33 protein-coding genes are annotated in these 19138 nt (G+C 40.5%); all 33 read right to left on the bottom strand.

Going from position 1 to position 19138, the window contains the following annotated elements:
* Positions 1–10: 10 nt before the first annotated feature.
* Positions 11–955 (bottom strand): DNA-directed RNA polymerase subunit alpha, encoded by a 945-nt coding sequence (locus tag BMSHG_RS24530; protein WP_019157111.1) that lies wholly within the window; start codon positions 953–955, stop codon positions 11–13.
* A gap of 175 nt (positions 956–1130) precedes the next feature.
* The gene (gene rpsK, locus BMSHG_RS24525; protein WP_019157110.1) at positions 1131–1520 is read right to left on the bottom strand and encodes a 30S ribosomal protein S11; all 390 of its coding nucleotides are present in this window, start codon (positions 1518–1520) and stop codon (positions 1131–1133) included.
* Positions 1521–1541: 21 nt separating this feature from the next.
* Entirely contained in the window at positions 1542–1907 is a 366-nt protein-coding gene (gene rpsM / locus BMSHG_RS24520; RefSeq protein ID WP_019157109.1) for a 30S ribosomal protein S13, read from the bottom strand.
* 21 nt (positions 1908–1928) lie between these two features.
* On the bottom strand, positions 1929–2042 hold the full coding sequence (rpmJ, locus tag BMSHG_RS24515; protein WP_000868344.1) for a 50S ribosomal protein L36: 114 nt from the start codon (positions 2040–2042) through the stop codon (positions 1929–1931).
* Between the two features lie 58 nt (positions 2043–2100).
* On the bottom strand, positions 2101–2319 hold the full coding sequence (gene infA / locus BMSHG_RS24510) for a translation initiation factor IF-1 (protein ID WP_019157108.1): 219 nt from the start codon (positions 2317–2319) through the stop codon (positions 2101–2103).
* Between the two features lie 17 nt (positions 2320–2336).
* Entirely contained in the window at positions 2337–2639 is a 303-nt protein-coding gene (locus BMSHG_RS24505) for a KOW domain-containing RNA-binding protein (RefSeq protein WP_019157107.1), read from the bottom strand.
* Between the two features lie 12 nt (positions 2640–2651).
* The gene (gene map / locus BMSHG_RS24500; protein WP_019157106.1) at positions 2652–3398 is read right to left on the bottom strand and encodes a type I methionyl aminopeptidase; all 747 of its coding nucleotides are present in this window, start codon (positions 3396–3398) and stop codon (positions 2652–2654) included.
* On the bottom strand, positions 3395–4048 hold the full coding sequence (locus tag BMSHG_RS24495) for an adenylate kinase (protein WP_019157105.1): 654 nt from the start codon (positions 4046–4048) through the stop codon (positions 3395–3397). The genes map and BMSHG_RS24495 overlap by 4 nt, the downstream gene beginning before the upstream one ends.
* A gap of 55 nt (positions 4049–4103) precedes the next feature.
* Entirely contained in the window at positions 4104–5396 is a 1293-nt protein-coding gene (gene secY / locus BMSHG_RS24490; RefSeq protein WP_019157104.1) for a preprotein translocase subunit SecY, read from the bottom strand.
* Positions 5396–5836 (bottom strand): 50S ribosomal protein L15, encoded by a 441-nt coding sequence (gene rplO, locus BMSHG_RS24485; RefSeq protein WP_019157103.1) that lies wholly within the window; start codon positions 5834–5836, stop codon positions 5396–5398. Before rplO ends, secY begins: the two co-directional genes overlap by 1 nt.
* A gap of 31 nt (positions 5837–5867) precedes the next feature.
* The gene (rpmD, locus tag BMSHG_RS24480; protein ID WP_019157102.1) at positions 5868–6050 is read right to left on the bottom strand and encodes a 50S ribosomal protein L30; all 183 of its coding nucleotides are present in this window, start codon (positions 6048–6050) and stop codon (positions 5868–5870) included.
* 13 nt (positions 6051–6063) lie between these two features.
* Positions 6064–6564 carry a 30S ribosomal protein S5 gene (gene rpsE, locus BMSHG_RS24475; protein WP_019157101.1) on the bottom strand — a complete coding sequence of 167 codons (501 nt, stop codon included), beginning with the start codon at positions 6562–6564 and terminating at the stop codon, positions 6064–6066.
* Positions 6565–6587: 23 nt separating this feature from the next.
* Positions 6588–6950, bottom strand: a complete 363-nt coding sequence (gene rplR, locus BMSHG_RS24470; protein ID WP_019157100.1) for a 50S ribosomal protein L18 — start codon at positions 6948–6950, stop codon at positions 6588–6590.
* Between the two features lie 35 nt (positions 6951–6985).
* On the bottom strand, positions 6986–7522 hold the full coding sequence (rplF, locus tag BMSHG_RS24465; RefSeq protein ID WP_019157099.1) for a 50S ribosomal protein L6: 537 nt from the start codon (positions 7520–7522) through the stop codon (positions 6986–6988).
* 31 nt (positions 7523–7553) lie between these two features.
* On the bottom strand, positions 7554–7952 hold the full coding sequence (gene rpsH, locus BMSHG_RS24460) for a 30S ribosomal protein S8 (protein WP_019157098.1): 399 nt from the start codon (positions 7950–7952) through the stop codon (positions 7554–7556).
* 30 nt (positions 7953–7982) lie between these two features.
* Positions 7983–8168, bottom strand: coding sequence for a 30S ribosomal protein S14 (rpsN, locus tag BMSHG_RS24455; protein WP_019157097.1), 186 nt, complete (start codon positions 8166–8168; stop codon positions 7983–7985).
* A gap of 25 nt (positions 8169–8193) precedes the next feature.
* The gene (gene rplE / locus BMSHG_RS24450) at positions 8194–8733 is read right to left on the bottom strand and encodes a 50S ribosomal protein L5 (RefSeq protein WP_019157096.1); all 540 of its coding nucleotides are present in this window, start codon (positions 8731–8733) and stop codon (positions 8194–8196) included.
* 27 nt (positions 8734–8760) lie between these two features.
* Positions 8761–9072: a 50S ribosomal protein L24 gene (gene rplX, locus BMSHG_RS24445; RefSeq protein ID WP_019157095.1), complete on the bottom strand. Its 312-nt coding sequence runs from the start codon at positions 9070–9072 to the stop codon at positions 8761–8763.
* A 36-nt stretch (positions 9073–9108) separates the two neighbouring features.
* Entirely contained in the window at positions 9109–9477 is a 369-nt protein-coding gene (gene rplN, locus BMSHG_RS24440) for a 50S ribosomal protein L14 (protein WP_019157094.1), read from the bottom strand.
* 40 nt (positions 9478–9517) lie between these two features.
* Positions 9518–9781, bottom strand: a complete 264-nt coding sequence (gene rpsQ / locus BMSHG_RS24435) for a 30S ribosomal protein S17 (protein ID WP_019157093.1) — start codon at positions 9779–9781, stop codon at positions 9518–9520.
* Positions 9782–9803: 22 nt separating this feature from the next.
* Positions 9804–10007 carry a 50S ribosomal protein L29 gene (gene rpmC / locus BMSHG_RS24430; RefSeq protein WP_003351417.1) on the bottom strand — a complete coding sequence of 68 codons (204 nt, stop codon included), beginning with the start codon at positions 10005–10007 and terminating at the stop codon, positions 9804–9806.
* Complete coding sequence (gene rplP, locus BMSHG_RS24425; protein WP_019157092.1) at positions 9997–10431, bottom strand: 50S ribosomal protein L16; 435 nt, start codon at positions 10429–10431, stop codon at positions 9997–9999. The genes rpmC and rplP overlap by 11 nt, the downstream gene beginning before the upstream one ends.
* Before the next feature lies 1 nt (position 10432).
* Positions 10433–11089, bottom strand: coding sequence for a 30S ribosomal protein S3 (gene rpsC, locus BMSHG_RS24420; RefSeq protein ID WP_019157091.1), 657 nt, complete (start codon positions 11087–11089; stop codon positions 10433–10435).
* Between the two features lie 3 nt (positions 11090–11092).
* Positions 11093–11434 carry a 50S ribosomal protein L22 gene (rplV, locus tag BMSHG_RS24415; protein WP_019157090.1) on the bottom strand — a complete coding sequence of 114 codons (342 nt, stop codon included), beginning with the start codon at positions 11432–11434 and terminating at the stop codon, positions 11093–11095.
* 17 nt (positions 11435–11451) lie between these two features.
* Positions 11452–11730 (bottom strand): 30S ribosomal protein S19, encoded by a 279-nt coding sequence (rpsS, locus tag BMSHG_RS24410; RefSeq protein ID WP_019157089.1) that lies wholly within the window; start codon positions 11728–11730, stop codon positions 11452–11454.
* Between the two features lie 60 nt (positions 11731–11790).
* Positions 11791–12621, bottom strand: a complete 831-nt coding sequence (gene rplB, locus BMSHG_RS24405) for a 50S ribosomal protein L2 (RefSeq protein WP_019157088.1) — start codon at positions 12619–12621, stop codon at positions 11791–11793.
* 31 nt (positions 12622–12652) lie between these two features.
* A complete protein-coding gene (gene rplW / locus BMSHG_RS24400) occupies positions 12653–12937 on the bottom strand; it encodes a 50S ribosomal protein L23 (RefSeq protein ID WP_019157087.1) in 285 nt (94 codons plus the stop codon).
* Positions 12937–13560, bottom strand: a complete 624-nt coding sequence (gene rplD / locus BMSHG_RS24395; protein ID WP_019157086.1) for a 50S ribosomal protein L4 — start codon at positions 13558–13560, stop codon at positions 12937–12939. The genes rplW and rplD overlap by 1 nt, the downstream gene beginning before the upstream one ends.
* A 29-nt stretch (positions 13561–13589) precedes the next feature.
* Positions 13590–14216, bottom strand: coding sequence for a 50S ribosomal protein L3 (gene rplC, locus BMSHG_RS24390; protein WP_019157085.1), 627 nt, complete (start codon positions 14214–14216; stop codon positions 13590–13592).
* 77 nt (positions 14217–14293) lie between these two features.
* On the bottom strand, positions 14294–14602 hold the full coding sequence (gene rpsJ, locus BMSHG_RS24385; protein ID WP_003354783.1) for a 30S ribosomal protein S10: 309 nt from the start codon (positions 14600–14602) through the stop codon (positions 14294–14296).
* Between the two features lie 515 nt (positions 14603–15117).
* Positions 15118–16305: an elongation factor Tu gene (gene tuf, locus BMSHG_RS24380; protein ID WP_019157084.1), complete on the bottom strand. Its 1188-nt coding sequence runs from the start codon at positions 16303–16305 to the stop codon at positions 15118–15120.
* 119 nt (positions 16306–16424) lie between these two features.
* Positions 16425–18503: an elongation factor G gene (gene fusA, locus BMSHG_RS24375; protein WP_019157083.1), complete on the bottom strand. Its 2079-nt coding sequence runs from the start codon at positions 18501–18503 to the stop codon at positions 16425–16427.
* A gap of 51 nt (positions 18504–18554) precedes the next feature.
* Positions 18555–19025, bottom strand: a complete 471-nt coding sequence (gene rpsG, locus BMSHG_RS24370; RefSeq protein ID WP_019157082.1) for a 30S ribosomal protein S7 — start codon at positions 19023–19025, stop codon at positions 18555–18557.
* Between the last annotated feature and the right edge of the window lie 113 nt (positions 19026–19138).

Here is a 19138-nt window from a genome sequence, read left to right as displayed (position 1 = left end):
CTTACATGTTTCAGTCATCTTTGCGTAAGCCTAGTCCAAGCTCCTCTAATTTATGTTTTACCTCTTCAAGAGATTTACGTCCTAAGTTACGTACCTTCATCATATCTTCTTCAGTCTTATTCGCTAATTCCTGAACAGTGTTGATGCCAGCACGCTTTAAGCAGTTATATGAACGAACTGATAAATCAAGTTCTTCAATCGTCATCTCTAAAACTTTTTCTTTTTGATCTTCTTCTTTTTCAACCATGATTTCAGCATTTTGTGCTTCATCCGTTAATCCAACGAAGATATTCAAATGTTCTGTAAAGATCTTAGCTCCTAATGCAACCGCATCTTGAGGACCTGTACTTCCATCTGTCCACACATCAAGGGTTAACTTATCATAGTTGGTTAATTGGCCGACACGCGTATTTTCCACTTGGAAAGCCACACGTGATACCGGAGTAAAGATAGAATCGATTGGAATAACACCGATCGGTTGATCTTCTCTCTTGTTTTGATCAGCAGGCGTATAACCTCGACCCCTTTTAGCCGTTAATCGCATACGCAAATTACCGTTAGTACCTAGGGTCGCAATGTGAAGATCGGGGTTCAAAATCTCAACATCACTATCATGAGTAATGTCTGCTGCTGTAACAACACCTTCACCTTGTACATCAATCTCAAGCGTCTTCTCTTCGTCAGAGTAGATTTTAAGTGCAAGTTTCTTAATGTTTAAAATGACAGATGTAACATCTTCAACGACGCCTTCAATTGTTTGAAACTCGTGAAGTACCCCATCAGCTTGAATCGATGTGACAGCGGCACCTGGGAGTGACGATAATAGGATACGACGTAAGGAGTTACCCAAAGTAGTACCATATCCACGCTCAAGCGGTTCTACGACGAACTTCCCGTACTTTGCATCATCGCTGATCTCAACCGTTTCGATTTTTGGTTTTTCTATTTCGATCATCAAATTACCCTCCTTCAAAACGTCGAAATCTCAGTTAAGAATCCTAACTGAAATTCCCCCTGTATACGTTCCCGATTGTGCACAACAACTGGATGAATGATTCTGTATTTTTATTTACAAAAAATTTAGTATCATATCCCATTATAGACAGGGATTTAAATTCTATACAGAAAAATTACACACGACGACGCTTAGGTGGACGGCAACCGTTATGTGGAACTGGAGTTACGTCTCTGATTGCTGTAACTTCAAGACCTGCAGCTTGAAGAGCACGAATAGCTGCTTCACGACCTGCACCAGGACCTTTAACCGTTACCTCAAGAGTTTTCATTCCATGTTCCATAGAAGACTTAGCTGCAGTTTCAGCTGCCATTTGTGCTGCGAAAGGAGTAGATTTACGAGAACCTTTAAATCCTAATGCACCAGCACTTGACCATGCAATTGCATTTCCATGAACGTCAGTAATAGTTACGATCGTGTTGTTGAAAGTAGAACGAATGTGTGCAACACCTTGTTCTATATTCTTTTTGACACGACGCTTACGTGTATTTGTTTTACGAGCCATTTCAAGTACCTCCTTTACCGATTATTTCTTCTTGTTAGCTACAGTTTTACGTGGGCCCTTACGTGTACGAGCGTTGTTCTTCGTATTTTGACCACGAACAGGTAAACCACGACGATGACGAAGACCACGGTAGCTTCCGATTTCCATTAGACGCTTAATGTTTAAAGATACTTCACGACGAAGGTCACCTTCAACCTTTAGCTTATCAATGATATCACGGATTTTATTTAGTTCATCTTCAGTTAAATCACGAACACGAGTGTTTTCAGAAACACCTGCTTCAGCTAAAACCTTTTGTGCTGTACTTTTACCAATACCAAAAATGTATGTTAGAGAAATCACTACACGCTTTTCACGTGGGACGTCTACACCAGCAATACGTGCCATTATATGCGCACCTCCTTAATATTAACCTTGTTTTTGTTTATGCTTAGGGTTTTCACATATAACCATAACTTTACCGCGTCTGCGGATAACTTTACATTTCTCGCAGATCGGCTTAACAGATGGTCTAACTTTCATTATCCTAACCTCCTTGATAGTACGGAGTGCAATAGATTTGTTGAGAAAAGAGCTTCAATTATTTAAAGCGGTACGTAATTCTTCCGCGTGTTAAATCATATGGGGATAGCTCAACAGTTACTTTGTCCCCTGGTAAAATACGAATAAAGTGCATGCGAATCTTACCAGAAACATGAGCTAACACTGTATGACCATTTTCTAATTCTACCTTAAACATTGCATTCGGCAAAGTTTCAAGTACTGTACCTTCAATTTCAATTACATCATCTTTCGCCATCGAACTTAGTCTCCCTTCTAGAATTTTTCATTTTCATGAAAAATTGATTCAAACTTTTTCAATGCATATCGTAGTTTTCCGTTCGTAACGCGACCGGTTTCTAATAAACTTCTTTGAACTTCTGGTGATACATATTCAATAAGCTTGAGGTGTACTAGATTCTTCTTCTTCGGTCGGTCAAACTTCTTTTTATCGCCGTCCGCCACAAAAACAAAGCGTTCATCTAACAACCTTACTATTATAGCATATTGTCCTGCATCTCGTCCGTGTGAAATTAAGACTATTTGACCTAATTGTAACGTACTAGGATAGTCGACCATCGGATCACCTAATTAGACAATTGTTAAAATGTCATAACCGGTTTCCGTAATCGCAATTGTATGCTCAAAATGGGCACACCATTTGCCATCGCTTGTTACTACCGTCCAATCATCAGCCAAAGTTTTAACATAACGACTTCCCACATTAACCATCGGTTCTACACAAAGCACCATTCCCGGTTTTAACAATGGACCTTTATTAGGTGGACCATAATGAGGGATTTGTGGGTCCTCATGTAAGTCTTGCCCTATTCCATGTCCAACATACTCACGCACGATAGAAAAACCATTGGATTCTACATACGTTTGAACACTATTGGAGATGTTCGATAGACGTGCACCTGGACCAGCTTCCTTAAGACCACTGTACAAAGATTGTTCTGTCACGTCTAAAAGACGTTCAGATACTTCGTCAATTTTTCCGACAGGGTAAGTCCACGCCGAATCACCATGATAGCCTTCATATTTCGCACCTATATCGATGCTAATAATGTCGCCTTCTTGTAAAACACGTTTACCAGGAATTCCATGAACAAGTTCTTCATTCACAGATGCACAAATGCTGCCAGAGAAACCATTATACCCTTTAAATGAAGGCTTAGCGTTATGTGAACGAATAAATGCTTCTGCAATTTCGTCTAACCCTTTCGTGGTAATCCCAGGAGCTATATGTTTTTTCAATTCCTGATGTGTCAATGCCACAATCCGACCAGCTTCACGCATGATTTCAATTTCCCTAGGGGTTTTACATATAATCATGCATTTAAGCCCCCGAGAAGATTATCTATATCAACAAACACTTTGTTAATATCCTGCTGACCATCAATATTTCTCAAGTACCCTTTTGTTTCGTAGAAATCAAGTAATGGTTTTGCCTGTTCGATGTTTACCTGAAGGCGATTGTTTACCGTCTCAGCATTATCATCCGCACGTTGGTATAGCTCTCCGCCACAACGTTTGCATATCCCCTCTTGGGCAGGCGGATTGAATACTAAGTGATATGTCGCACCGCAATTTTTACAAATGCGTCGACCTGTTAATCGCTCCATTAAAATGGTTTGATCGACATCAATATTCAGCACAAAATCAATCTTTTTTCCTAACTCGGCAAGAATGGATTCAAGAGCGTCCGCTTGAGGAACGGTTCTTGGAAAACCATCCAGCAAAAATCCTTGATGACAATCTTCTTTGCTTAATCGTTCTCTTACAATTCCAATTGTCACTTCATCTGGAACAAGTGCACCTTGATCCATGAAAGATTTTGCTTTTAAGCCTAATTCCGTACCTTCTTTCATTGCTGCACGAAACATGTCGCCTGTTGAAATATGAGGAATGCCGTATTTTTCGACGATTTTCTCGGCTTGTGTACCTTTACCGGCACCCGGAAGACCCATTAATACTAAATTCACGTGAATTCCTCCTTAGGCTAAAACGGAATGGGAACCAGTTGTCCCCACCACCGAATTATTTAATGAAACCTTTATAGTGACGTTTAACAAGCTGAGCTTCAAGCTGTTTCATCGTTTCAAGTGCAACCCCAATAACGATTAGCAAACTTGTTCCACCGATTTGTGCAGATTGTGGTAAACCAGCAAAATTCACGAAAAATACTGGCAAAATGGCAATAACTGCTAAGAAAACCGCACCAACTATTGTTAAACGATATAAGACACGAGTTAAATATTCTTGAGTATTCTTACCTGGACGAATACCAGGAACATATCCACCCTGCTTCTTCAAGTTTTCAGCAACCTGTTCAGGATTCACTTGAATAAAGGCATAGAAATAAGTAAATGCAATAATTAATGCAGCATATACCACCATACCGATGGGGTGTGTGTAATCAAATACTGTTTGAATCCATAAAGTAACATTGTTTTGCTCAAAGAATTGAGCAATTGTTTTAGGTGTTACAATAAAAGAAATCGCAAAGATTACTGGAATAACACCAGCAGCATTTACTTTTAAAGGTAAATGAGATGATTGACCAGTAGGCGTACGCCCTGCTACTGCACGTTTTGCGTATTGAATTGGAATTTTACGTAACGCTTGGTTTACGAAAATAACTCCTACAATAATCGCAATGACTGCTACTAAAATTAGGAGCATCGTCACAATACGGATGAATAGCGCATCTCCTGCGTTTTCAAATTGTTGAGCATATATTTGGTTTAGTGTTGAAGGAATTCCTGCAACGATACCTGCGAAGATGATAATCGAGATTCCATTACCGACACCTTTGGACGTAATTTGTTCGCCAAGCCACATTAAAAACGCAGTTCCTCCAGTTAACACTGTAGCAATGAGTAAGTAGCTTCCGATACCAGGGTTGTTAATTAACATTCCGCCGGCTAAGTTATTGAAACCATACGACATCCCTAAAGCCTGTATAAAACCTAAAACGATGGTGAAATAGCGTGTAAATTGAGCCAATTTACGACGCCCAACCTCCCCTTGCTTTGACCATTCCGAAAATTTCGGTACAACATCCATTTGCAACAACTGAATGATGATGGATGCTGTAATGTAAGGCATAATACCCATTGCTAAAATAGAGAAGTTTAGTAATGCACCACCGCCAAATGTATTTAGTACCCCAAATACACTTAGTTCATCTTGAGCCTTTAACACTTCTGCATCTACTCCTGGAACAGGAATAAACGTACCGATACGGAATACAATCAACATTAAAAGGGTGAATATGATTTTTCGTCTTATATCACCCACGCGCATAAAATTGGAGATTGTCTGAAACATTAAATCACCTCTACATTACCGCCGGCAGCTTCAATCGCTTCCTTCGCAGCAGAGGAGAATTTATGAGCTTTAATTGTAAGCTTTTTCTCTAACTTGCCGTTAGCAAGAACTTTAATTCCTGCTTTCTCTTTGCTTACAATCCCTGTTTCGATAAGAAGTTCTGGAGATACGATTGTACCGTCTTCGAAACGATTTAAAGCATCAAGGTTAATGATCGCATACTCTTTACGGTTGATGTTTGTAAATCCACGTTTTGGTAAACGACGGAATAAAGGTGTTTGACCACCCTCAAATCCTGGACGTACGCCACCGCCTGAACGAGCATTTTGACCTTTATGACCTTTACCAGCAGTCTTACCATTACCAGACCCGATACCGCGTCCTTTACGCTTGCGTTCGTGACGAGATCCTTCTGCAGGTTTTAATTCATGAAGTTTCATGTTGGCACCTCCTTATTTAAGAAGAATTGAATTATATTTCTTTCACTGTTACTAAGTGAGTAACTTTGTTAATCATACCACGGATTGCAGGATTATCATTTTTCTCTACTGTTTGATGCATTTTGCGTAGGCCTAATGCTTTAACAGTTTCCTTTTGATCCTGTGGACGACCAATAACACTGCGAGTGAGGGTAATTTCTAATTTGTTAGCCATTTGATTTCCCTCCTTATCCTAACAGTTCTTCTACTGACTTACCACGTAATTTAGCTACGTCTTCAGCACGTTTTAATTGTGTTAATCCGTCTATAGTAGCACGAACCATATTAATTGGTGTGTTTGTTCCTAAAGATTTAGAAAGGATATCGCCAACACCAGCTAATTCTAGAACCGCACGAACTGGTCCTCCAGCGATAACTCCTGTACCTTCAGAAGCTGGCTTAAGAAGAATTTCACCAGCACCAAAGTGTCCGATAACTTGGTGAGGAAGAGTTGTTCCTACCATCGGTACTTCGACTAAGTTTTTCTTCGCATCTTCGATTGCTTTACGGATAGCATCTGGTACCTCTTGAGCTTTACCAGTACCGAAACCAACGTGACCGTTTTTGTCTCCAACTACTACAAGAGCAGAGAAACGAAAACGACGTCCACCTTTTACAACCTTCGCTACACGATTAACGGTAACTACGCGTTCTTCAAGTTCAAGTTTGTTTGGATCAATACGACGCATCTATTATGTCCCTCCTTTGTCTCTTAAAATTCTAATCCATTTTCACGAGCTGCATCAGCTAGTGCTTTTACACGTCCATGATATAAATAACCACCACGGTCAAAAACAACAGCTTTGATGCCTTTTTCTACTGCACGTTTTGCAACTAATTCGCCGACCTTAACTGCTGCATCAACGTTACCAGTAGATTCAAGACTAACTTCTTTATCTAAAGTTGAAGCACTTACTAAAGTAACTCCATTTACATCGTCAATGAGTTGCGCATAAATGTGTTTGCTAGAACGAAACACATTTAAACGAGGACGAGCTGCAGTACCAGAAAGTTTAGAACGCACACGTGCATGTCTTTTCTTACGGGTTGCATTTTTATCAGCCTTCGTAATCATTTAGGGTCACTCCTTTCGTTTACCTAGTGCTGCCATTACTTACCTGTTTTACCTTCTTTACGACGAACATATTCGCCTTCGTAACGAATTCCTTTACCTTTGTAAGGTTCTGGTGGACGTACATCACGGATGTTAGCTGCTAATGCGCCAACGCGTTCCTTGCTGATACCCTTTACAGTAACCTTTGTGTTAGAAGGAACTTCGATTTCAATACCTTCTTCAGGCTCAATTTCAACAGGATGAGAATAACCAACGTTCAATACAAGTTTCTTTCCTTGTTTTTGAGCACGGTAACCGACACCGATAAGTTCTAAGTTTCTTTCAAATCCTTTAGAAACACCTTCAACCATGTTTGCAAGTAGTGCACGAGTTGTACCGTGAATAGTACGGTGTTCTTTAGAATCAGAAGGACGAACTACGTTAATGACGTTCTCTGAAACGACAATTTCCATATCTGAGCTGAATGAACGAGTCAATTCACCTTTAGGACCTTTTACAGTAACGACGTTGCCGTTAATAGTAACGGTAACACCTGTTGGAATTTCAATTGGTTTTTTACCTACACGAGACATTTATTGCACCTCCATTCTTTAAGAAACTCTATTACCAAACGTAAGCTAATACTTCTCCGCCAACTTGTTTAGCGCGAGCTTCTTTGTCTGTAAGAACGCCTTGAGAAGTAGATACTAATGCGATACCAAGTCCGTTTAGTACACGTGGTACTTCGTTTGTTTTTGCATAAACACGAAGACCAGGCTTGCTGATACGTTTTAAACCTGTGATAACACGTTCGTTGTTAGCACCGTATTTTAAGAAAATACGAATGATACCTTGTTTGTTATCCTCGATATATTCAACATCACGAATGAAACCTTCACGCTTTAAAATTTCAGCGATCTCTTTCTTAAGATTAGAAGCAGGAACCTCTAATTTTTCGTGACGAACCATATTCGCATTACGGATGCGAGTTAGCAAATCTGCAATTGGATCTGTCATGACCATTGTTTTTTACCTCCTTCCCAGAAATGGGGTTTACCAGCTAGCTTTTTTCACACCAGGAATTTGTCCTTTGTATGCTAATTCACGGAAACAAATTCGGCAGAGCTTAAATTTACGGTATACAGAATGTGGACGTCCACAACGTTCGCAACGTGTATATTCTTGTACCTTGAATTTAGCCGTGCGTTTTTGCTTCGCAATCATTGACTTTTTAGCCACGTTTTCGCCTCCCTTATTTTAGCGATTACTTTTGGAATGGCATTCCAAATTGAGTTAAAAGTTCACGAGCTTCTTCATCAGTATTAGCTGTAGTAACGATAACGATATCCATACCACGAACCTTGCTTACTTTATCATAATCAATTTCAGGGAAGATTAACTGTTCTTTTACACCTAATGTGTAGTTACCACGACCGTCAAATGACTTCTTAGAGATCCCGCGGAAGTCACGTACACGTGGTAAAGATACAGAAACTAATTTATCGAAGAATTCATACATACGTTCACCACGAAGGGTAACTTTAGCACCGATTGGCATACCTTCACGAAGACGGAAGCCAGCAATTGATTTTTTAGCGCGCGTTACAACTGGCTTTTGACCAGTAATGGTAGCTAGCTCTTCAACTGCGTTATCTAATGCTTTTGCGTTTTGTACGGCATCACCAACACCCATGTTGATAACGATTTTTTCTAACTTAGGCACTTGCATAACTGATTTATAATTAAACTTGCTCATTAGAGCAGGAGTTACTTCTTTTTGATACTTTTCTTTTAGGCGGTTCATTCATTGTACCTCCCTTCTTCATTTGAACTATTTATCTAGAACTTCACCGGATTTTTTTGCAACACGTACTTTTTTGCCATCTTCCACTTTGTAGCCTACGCGAGTTGGTTCACCAGACTTCGGATCGATTGGCATTACGTTTGATACATGAATAGGTGCCTCCTGGCTGATGATTCCACCGTTAGGATTCACTTGGCTAGGCTTCGAGTGTTTTTTAACGATGTTTACACCTTCAACTAAGACACGGCTTTGTTTTGGGTAAGCAGCTAAAATCACACCTGATTTGCCTTTATCCTTACCAGAGATGACCATTACTTTATCACCTTTTTTTACATGCATCTGTTCGCACCTCCTTAAAGGCAATTAATTTTGAAATTATAGTACTTCTGGAGCTAATGATACAATTTTCATAAAGTTATTATCACGGAGTTCACGAGCTACTGGTCCGAAAATACGAGTTCCACGTGGGCTCTTGTCGTCACGGATAATTACACATGCGTTTTCATCGAAACGAATGTATGAACCATCAGTACGGCGTGCTCCGCTCTTTGTACGAACAATAACAGCCTTTACAACGTCGCCTTTTTTAACAACGCCTCCTGGTGTTGCTTGTTTCACTGTACAAACGATAACATCACCAATATTAGCAGTCTTGCGGCCAGAACCACCAAGAACTTTAATTGTAAGTACTTCACGAGCACCTGAGTTATCAGCAACTTTTAAACGTGTTTCTTGTTGAATCATTTGTGTAACCTCCCTTCGGGATGAAAACTAATTCCGAGCATTATATAATTACAGCTTTTTCTACTACTTCTACTAAACGGAAGCGTTTTGTTGCGGAAAGTGGACGAGTTTCCATAATACGTACCACGTCGCCGATTTTTGCTTGGTTCTGCTCATCGTGAGCTTTGTACTTTTTAGAGTACTTAACGCGTTTACCGTATAACGGATGCTTCTTGTAAGTTTCGACAAGAACAGTGACTGTCTTATCCATCTTATCTGAAACAACGCGTCCAGTGTAAACTTTGCGTTGGTTGCGTTCACTCATTGTGCGAACCTCCTCTCACAGATTATCGATTATTGACGCCGATCTCTCTTTCACGAATAACAGTCTTCATGCGAGCAATCGCTTTGCGTACTTCTCGGATACGAGCTGTATTTTCAAGTTGTCCAGTCGCCAATTGAAAGCGCAGGTTGAAAAGCTCTTCTTTTAATGATTTAACTTTTTGTTCTATTTCGGCAGTGGTAAGGTCACGAATTTCATTAGCTTTCATTTGATTCACCACCAATTTCTTCTCGTTTTACAAACTTACATTTTACAGGAAGTTTGTGTGATGCAAGTCGTAATGCTTCACGTGCGATCTCTTCAGAAACACCTGCGATTTCAAACATTACTTTCCCAGGTTTAACAACTGCAACCCATCCTTCTGGTGCACCTTTACCGGAACCCATGCGGACTTCAAGAGGCTTAGCTGTGTAAGGCTTATGCGGGAAAATTTTAATCCAAACTTTACCGCCACGTTTCATATAACGAGTCATCGCAATACGTGCAGCTTCAATTTGACGGTTTGTAATCCAAGAGCTTTCAGTTGCTTGTAAACCGAATTCACCGAATGTTACTTCTGTACCGCCCTTCGCTTGACCGCGCATTTTTCCACGGTGTTGACGACGATATTTAACGCGTTTAGGCACTAACATATTATTTGCCTCCTTCCTCAGTTTTCTTCTTAGTTGGAAGGACTTCTCCCTTATAGATCCATACTTTTACGCCTAATTTACCGTAAGTTGTATCTGCTTCAGCAGTAGCATAATCGATATCAGCACGAAGAGTATGAAGTGGAACAGTTCCTTCGCTATAGCTTTCAGAACGAGCGATGTCAGCTCCGCCAAGACGACCAGATACCATAGTTTTGATACCTTGAGCTCCAGCGCGCATTGCACGTTGAATAACTTGTTTTTGAGCACGACGGAAAGATACACGGTTTTCCAATTGACGAGCAATGTTTTCCGCTACTAGTTTCGCATCGATATCAGCTTTTTTGATTTCAAGAATGTTGATGTGTACACGCTTGCCAGTTAGTGAGTTAAGAGCTTTACGTAACGCTTCAACCTCAGTACCACCTTTACCAATAACCATTCCTGGTTTAGCAGTGTGGATAGTGATGTTAACGCGGTTAGCAGCACGCTCGATTTCTACTTTAGAAACAGAAGCATCACTTAAACGCTTAGTGATATACTCACGAACCTTTAGGTCTTCGTGTAAAAGATCAGCATAGTCTTTACCTGCGTACCACTTAGACTCCCAATCACGGATGACTCCGATACGCAAACCGACTGGATTTACTTTTTGACCCACTGATTATCCCTCCTTCTTTTCTGTTAATACGATTGTAATGTGGCTAGTACGCTTGTTGATTGCACTTGCACGACCCATTGCACGTGGACGGAAACGTTTCAAAGTTGGTCCCTCGTCAACGAATGCTTGCGCAACTACTAGGCTATTAACGTCCATTTCATAGTTGTGCTCGGCGTTTGCCATAGCAGAATTTAATAATTTTTCAACGACTGGGGAAGCAGCTTTTGGCGTATGTTTTAAAATCGCTACCGCTTCACCTACTTGCTTTCCTCGAATTAAATCGATAACTAAACGAACTTTACGAGGCGCAATACGGACTGTTCTTGCAACAGCTTTAGCTTGCATCTGAATGCCTCCTCTCATTAACGTCTTGTTTTCTTGTCATCATTAGCATGACCTTTGTAAGTACGAGTTGGAGCGAATTCTCCAAGCTTGTGACCGACCATGTCTTCAGTGACGTATACAGGTACATGTTTACGACCATCATAAACAGCGATTGTGTGTCCGATGAATTGTGGGAAGATCGTAGAACGGCGTGACCAAGTTTTTACCACTTGCTTGCCTTCTGTTTCATTAAGCTTTTCGATCTTGTTTATTAAATGTTCATCAACAAAAGGTCCTTTTTTTAAGCTGCGACCCATGATTGAACCTCCCTTCGTGATTGCCCTACGGCTCCTAGGTTGAACCGTAGCTCAATCCCGTTATTTTTTACGACGACGTACAATAAATTTATCTGATTTATTGTTTTTCTTACGAGTTTTCGCACCAAGAGTTGGTTTACCCCATGGTGACATTGGTGACTTACGTCCGATTGGCGCACGTCCTTCACCACCACCGTGTGGGTGATCGTTAGGGTTCATAACAGATCCACGTACAGTTGGGCGTTTACCTAACCAACGAGAACGACCTGCTTTACCAATGTTGATAAGTTCATGTTGTTCGTTACCTACTTGACCTACAGTTGCACGACAAGTAGCAAGAATCATGCGAACTTCACCAGAGTTTAAACGAACTAATACGTATTTGCCCTCTTTACCAAGAACTTGTGCAGAAGTACCTGCAGAACGCACTAATTGTCCACCCTTACCTGGTTTTAATTCGATGTTGTGTACAACTGTACCAACAGGAATGTTTGCTAATGGTAGAGCGTTACCTACTTTAATATCTGCTTCAGGACCAGACATTACTTCCATACCAACTTCTAAATTCTTAGGAGCTAGGATGTAACGCTTTTCTCCATCAACATAGTTAATTAATGCAATGTTTGCTGAACGGTTTGGATCGTATTCGATTGTAGCAACGCGGCCTGGAATGCCATCTTTGTTACGTTTAAAATCGATGATACGGTATTGACGCTTATGACCGCCACCTTGATGACGAACTGTTAACTTACCTTGGTTGTTACGGCCACCCTTGCTTTTTAAAGGAGCAAGCAATGATTTTTCTGGCTTGTCAGTTGTGATTTCTGCGAAATCAGAAACTGTCATACCGCGACGACCATTGGAGGTAGGTTTGTACTTTTTAATCGCCATTTATTTTCCCTCCTCTTCTTGTTTGAATAAATTAAACTTCAAAGAATTCGATTTCTTTGCTGTCTGCAGTTAATTTAACGATAGCTTTACGACGTTTGTTTGTGTAACCGCCAAATTTACCCATACGCTTAAATTTACCTTTGTAGTTTTGAACGTTTACTTTCTCAACTTTAACGCCGAAGATTTCTTGTACAGCATCTTTAACTTGAGTTTTGTTCGCTCTAACATCAACTTCGAAAGTGTATTTTTTCTCAGTCATTAAATCAGTTGAACGTTCAGTGATAACGGGGCGCTTAATGATTTCGCGTGCATCCATTATGCAAGCACCTCCTCTACTTTTTCAACCGCTGCTTTTGTCATGATTAACTTGTCATGACCTAAAACATCCAATACGTTGATTCCGCTAGCAGTTACAACAGTTACACCAGGGATGTTACGAGCAGATAATGCTACGTTTTCATCTAAATCAGCTGTAACGATAAGTGCTTTTGAATCAACAGAAAGACCATTTAGGAAACCTTTGAAGTCTTTTGTTTTTGGAGTTTCGAAAGCAAGGCTTTCTAATACTAAAATGTTTTCTTCTACTACTTTAGAAGATAATGCCGATTTAATCGCTAAGCGACGAACTTTTTTCGGTAATTTATAGCTATAGCTACGAGGAACTGGACCGAATACAGTACCACCTCCGCGCCATTGTGGAGAACGAATCGAACCTTGACGAGCACGACCTGTTCCTTTTTGACGCCATGGTTTGCGACCACCGCCCGCTACTTCAGAACGAATTTTTGTTTTGTGAGTTCCTTGACGTAAAGAAGCTCTTTGAGCTACAACAGCTTCAAATAACACATGGTTATTAGGCTCAATACCAAAGATGGATTCATTAAGTTCGATTTCACCAACTTGAGATCCAGCTTGGCTAAACAATGTTACTTTTGGCATTCTTGTTTCCTCCTTTCTGCCTTAATGATTTATGCTTTAACCGCACTTTTGATTTTTAATAGAGCTTTTTTAGCTCCAGGTACGTTACCTTTGATTAATAATAGGTTACGTTCAACGTCAACCTTTACAATTTCAAGGTTTTGTACAGTGATTTGTTCTCCACCCATACGTCCAGGTAATGCTTTACCTTTAAATACACGGTTTGGAGCTACAGGACCCATTGAACCTGGGCGACGGTGATAACGAGAACCGTGTGCCATTGGTCCGCGAGATTGTCCGTGGCGCTTGATCGAGCCTTGGAAACCTTTACCTTTTGAGATTCCTGTTACATCTACGATTTCGCCTTCAGCGAATACATCTACTTTGACTTCCTGACCAACTTCTAACTCAGCTAAACCTTCTCCGCGGAATTCACGTACGAAGCGCTTAGGAGCAGTACTTGCCTTAGCAACATGTCCCTTTTCAGGTTTGTTTGAAAGTTTCTCACGCTTGTCATCAAAACCTAATTGTACAGACACATATCCGTCAGTTTCAACAGCTTTCTTTTGAAGAACAACGTTTGGAGCTGCTTCAACAACTGTTACTGGGATAAGATCACCATTTTCAGCAAACACTTGAGTCATACCGATTTTTCTTCCTAAGATTCCTTTGGTCATTACAGTCACACCTCCTATAAATTATCATCTTTTATTTCATTGTTTGAAGTTTCTAAGTTACATCTAATCGTTCAAAATTAAAGTTTAATTTCGATATCTACGCCAGATGGTAAGTCTAAACGCATTAAAGAATCAACAGTTTGTGGTGTTGGATTCACAATGTCAATTAGACGCTTATGAGTACGCATCTCAAATTGCTCACGAGAGTCCTTGTACTTATGCACCGCACGAAGAATTGTGTAGACAGACTTCTCTGTTGGTAGAGGTATCGGACCTGATACAGCTGCACCAGAACGCTTTGCTGTTTCTACAATTTTCTCTGCAGATTGATCAAGAATTCTGTGATCATATGCTTTCAAACGGATACGAATCTTTTGTTTTGCCATTATTTTCCCTCCTTTTCGCCTATTTTAAAATAGACATTCTCCGTGAAAATTTCCCACACACTCGCCATGGCAAAGCGGCCGGGTGTGTCAGCAACCTTCCACATCATCGCAGTCAAAGACCAACATTGTCTATTATACAATGAATCATAAAGCAAATGCAATATAAAATTTCATTTCTTTATCAATTACACTTTTTCTATTATATAGGCAAGCGTTACGGTTTTCAAGTGTGCGGTAAATAGTCGAACTATTAAATTAGACTACAATTTATGGAAAGGGATTGATTATAGATTTTGTGATAAATTTTATGGATGGCAGTTTGCAAGTCTTGCTGATTTTTGAGCTTGAGGTTTTCGTGTTTTATATAATGAAGAAACTTTTTTTAAGTGATATTTCTTAGCGAGAGGAAAGTGAAAGCACGACTTGCTTGTAACAATAAAGAGGAGAGATTTCTCAAAGCATAAAGAAAGCAGATGGATCGTCACCCATCTGCTTTCTTTATAATTTATTAGTTGTTACTCAACGATTGTAGCAACAACGCCAGCGCCTACTGTACGTCCACCCTCACGGATAGAGAACTTAGTACCTTCTTCGATAGCGATTGGAGCGATAAGCTCAACGTTCATTTCGATGTTATCTCCAGGCATAACCATTTCTACGCCTTCAGGAAGATTACAAATACCAGTTACGTCAGTTGTACGGAAGTAGAACTGAGGACGGTAGTTAGTGAAGAATGGAGTATGACGTCCACCTTCGTCTTTTGATAATACATATACTTCAGCTTTGAACTTTGTGTGCGGTGTGATTGAACCTGGCTTAGCAAGTACTTGACCACGTTGGATTTCTTCACGAGCTACCCCACGAAGAAGTGCTCCAATGTTATCTCCAGCTTCAGCATAGTCAAGAAGCTTACGGAACATTTCTACTCCAGTTACTGTAGTAGATTTTGGCTCTTCAGCAAGACCGATGATTTCGATTACGTCACCAACTTTAACTTGGCCACGCTCAACACGACCTGTAGCAACTGTACCACGACCAGTGATTGAGAATACATCCTCAACTGGCATCATGAATGGCTTATCAGTATCACGTGTTGGAGTTGGAATGTACTCATCAACAGCGTTCATTAATTCAACGATTTTTTCTTCCCATTCAGCTTCTCCTTCAAGAGCCTTAAGAGCAGAACCCTTGATTACAGGAATATCATCACCAGGGAATTCATATTCTGATAATAAGTCACGAACTTCCATTTCTACTAATTCAAGAAGTTCTTCGTCGTCTACCATATCACACTTGTTCATGAATACAACAAGGTAAGGTACACCTACTTGACGAGATAAAAGGATGTGCTCACGAGTTTGTGGCATTGGACCATCAGCAGCAGAAACTACTAAGATACCGCCATCCATTTGAGCAGCACCAGTGATCATGTTCTTAACATAGTCAGCATGTCCTGGGCAGTCAACGTGTGCATAGTGACGAGTAGCTGTTTCATACTCAACGTGAGAAGTGTTGATTGTGATTCCACGCTCTTTTTCTTCTGGAGCGTTGTCGATCATATCATAACCGCGAGCTTCCCCGCCGCCTGATTTTGCAAGTACAGTTGTAATTGCTGCTGTTAAAGTAGTTTTACCATGGTCAACGTGACCAATAGTTCCGATATTAACGTGTGGTTTTGAACGGTCAAATTTAGCTTTTCCCATTTTGGAAATCCTCCTTTAATATAAAAAAGTTAAGTATATGGATGCAGTAGGAAAAAGTTATCCCTTTTCCTACAGCTTCGTACATAAGTAGTTATACTTTAAAGATAGGTGAAAATCAATTATTCACCTTTATTTTTCTTGATGATTTCTTCTGAAATTGATTTTGGTACCTCTTCATAGTGGTCAAAATGCATTGAGAATACACCACGACCTTGAGTGCTTGAACGTAAAGTTGTCGCATAACCAAACATTTCAGAAAGCGGAACCATAGCACGGACAACTTGTGCATTACCACGAGCTTCCATACCTTCAACACGACCACGACGGGAAGTGATGTTACCCATGATATCACCCATGTATTCTTCAGGGATGATAACTTCAACTCTCATCATTGGCTCTAAAATAACAGGGTTACATTTAGACGCTGCATTTTTTAAAGCCATAGAAGCAGCGATTTTGAACGCCATTTCTGAGGAGTCAACATCATGGTATGATCCATCATAAAGACGCGCTTTGATATCTACTACTGGGTATCCAGCAAGAAGTCCTCTATCAAGAGCATCTTCTAGTCCAGCTTGAACAGCAGGGATGTATTCACGAGGAACAACACCACCGACGATACCATTTTCAAATTCGAAACCTTTTCCTTCTTCGTTTGGTGAGAATTCGATCCAAACGTGTCCGTATTGACCACGACCACCTGATTGACGCGCAAACTTTCCTTCTACTTGTGCAGAATTACGGATTGTTTCACGATAAGCAACCTGTGGTGCACCAACATTTGCTTCTACTTTGAATTCACGCTTCATACGGTCTACAAGGATATCTAAGTGAAGTTCACCCATACCGGCAATGATAACCTGGCCAGTTTCCTGATCAGTATGCGCACGGAATGTAGGATCTTCTTCTTGTAGCTTTTGAAGTGCAGTTGTCATCTTATCTTGGTCAGCCTTAGATTTAGGCTCGATAGATAATTGGATAACCGGCTCTGGGAATTCCATAGATTCAAGAATAACTAGATTCTTTTCATCACATAGAGTGTCTCCAGTAGTTGTATCCTTTAAACCAACTGCTGCAGCAATATCTCCAGCGTATACCATTGAAATCTCTTCACGGCTGTTCGCATGCATTTGTAGAATACGTCCTACACGCTCACGCTTGCCTTTTGTAGAGTTTTGTACATATGAGCCTGAGCTTAATGTACCAGAGTATACACGGAAGAATGTCAATTTACCGACGTAAGGGTCAGTCATAACTTTGAATGCAAGTGCAGAGAATGGCTCGTTGTCGTCAGAATGACGCTCAATAACTTCATCACTATCTGGAAGTGTACCTTTAATCGCAGGAACATCTAATGGTGATGGAAGGTATGCAATTACTGCATCAAGCATTTTTTGTACACCTTTGTTTTTGAAAGCAGAACCACAGATAACTGGGTATAACTCAACATTAACAGTACCTTTACGGATACCAGCTTTAAGCTCGTCCGTAGTGATTTCTTCACCACCAAGGTATTTTTCCATTAATTCTTCGTCAAGTTCTGCAACTGCTTCAATTAATTTTTCGCGGTATTCTTCAGCTTGGTCCATGTACTCAGCTGGAATTTCGCGCTCTTCAATTTCAGTTCCAAGGTCATTACCGTAGAAAGTAGCTTTCATTTCTACAAGGTCAATGATTCCTTCGAACTCGTCTTCAGCCCCAATTGGTAATTGGATGGCTACAGCGTTAGCTTGTAGACGATCATGAAGAGTTTTTAAAGAATAAAGGAAGTCCGCACCTAGTTTATCCATTTTATTAACGAATACGACACGTGGAACTCCGTAAGTTGTTGCTTGGCGCCAAACTGTTTCAGTTTGTGGTTCAACACCAGACTGTGCGTCAAGAACAGCAACAGCACCATCTAGTACACGAAGAGAACGTTCAACTTCAACTGTGAAGTCTACGTGTCCTGGTGTATCGATGATGTTAACGCGGTGACCTTTCCATTGTGCAGTTGTTGCTGCAGACGTAATTGTGATACCGCGTTCTTGTTCTTGCTCCATCCAGTCCATCTGAGATGCACCTTCATGAGTTTCACCGATCTTATGAATACGACCAGTATAGTAGAGTACACGCTCAGTTGTTGTTGTTTTACCGGCATCGATGTGAGCCATGATGCCGATATTGCGAGTATTTTCTAAGGAGAACTCTCTTGCCATTTGGTATTTCTCCTTCCATGTTTGAGTGTATTTTTTATTATGAAATAGATTTTACCAACGATAATGAGCGAATGCTTTGTTAGCTTCAGCCATTTTGTGTGTATCTTCACGTTTCTTCACTGATGCACCAGTGTTGTTAGCTGCATCAAGAATTTCGTTAGCAAGACGCTCTTCCATTGTCTTTTCACCACGAAGACGTGAATAGTTTACTAACCAACGAAGACCAAGAGTAGTACGGCGTTCAGGACGCACCTCAACTGGTACTTGGTAGTTAGATCCACCTACACGGCGTGCTCTTACCTCAAGAACAGGCATGATGTTCTTAAGAGCTTGATCGAATACTTCCATTGGGTCTTTGCCAGTGCGTTCACGAATAATATCAAATGATGAGTAAAGGATAGATTGTGACTTACCTCTTTTACCGTCAACCATCATTTTGTTGATTAGACGAGTGATTAACTTTGAATTATAAATTGGATCTGGTAATACGTCTCTTTTTGCTACAGGACCTTTACGTGGCATGTTTCTTCCTCCTTTCAAAGAAGCTTATAATTGTGTTTTTATTTCTTTGCTGCTTTAGGTTTCTTCGTACCGTATTTAGAACGACCTTGCATACGGTTGTTAACACCAGCTGT

The sequence above is a fragment of the Robertmurraya massiliosenegalensis JC6 genome, assembly GCF_000311725.1.
Lineage (GTDB): Bacteria > Bacillota > Bacilli > Bacillales > Cytobacillaceae > Robertmurraya > Robertmurraya massiliosenegalensis.
The sequence above is the reverse complement of the archived record's forward strand: the minus strand, read 5'-3'. Positions and strand labels throughout refer to the sequence as shown.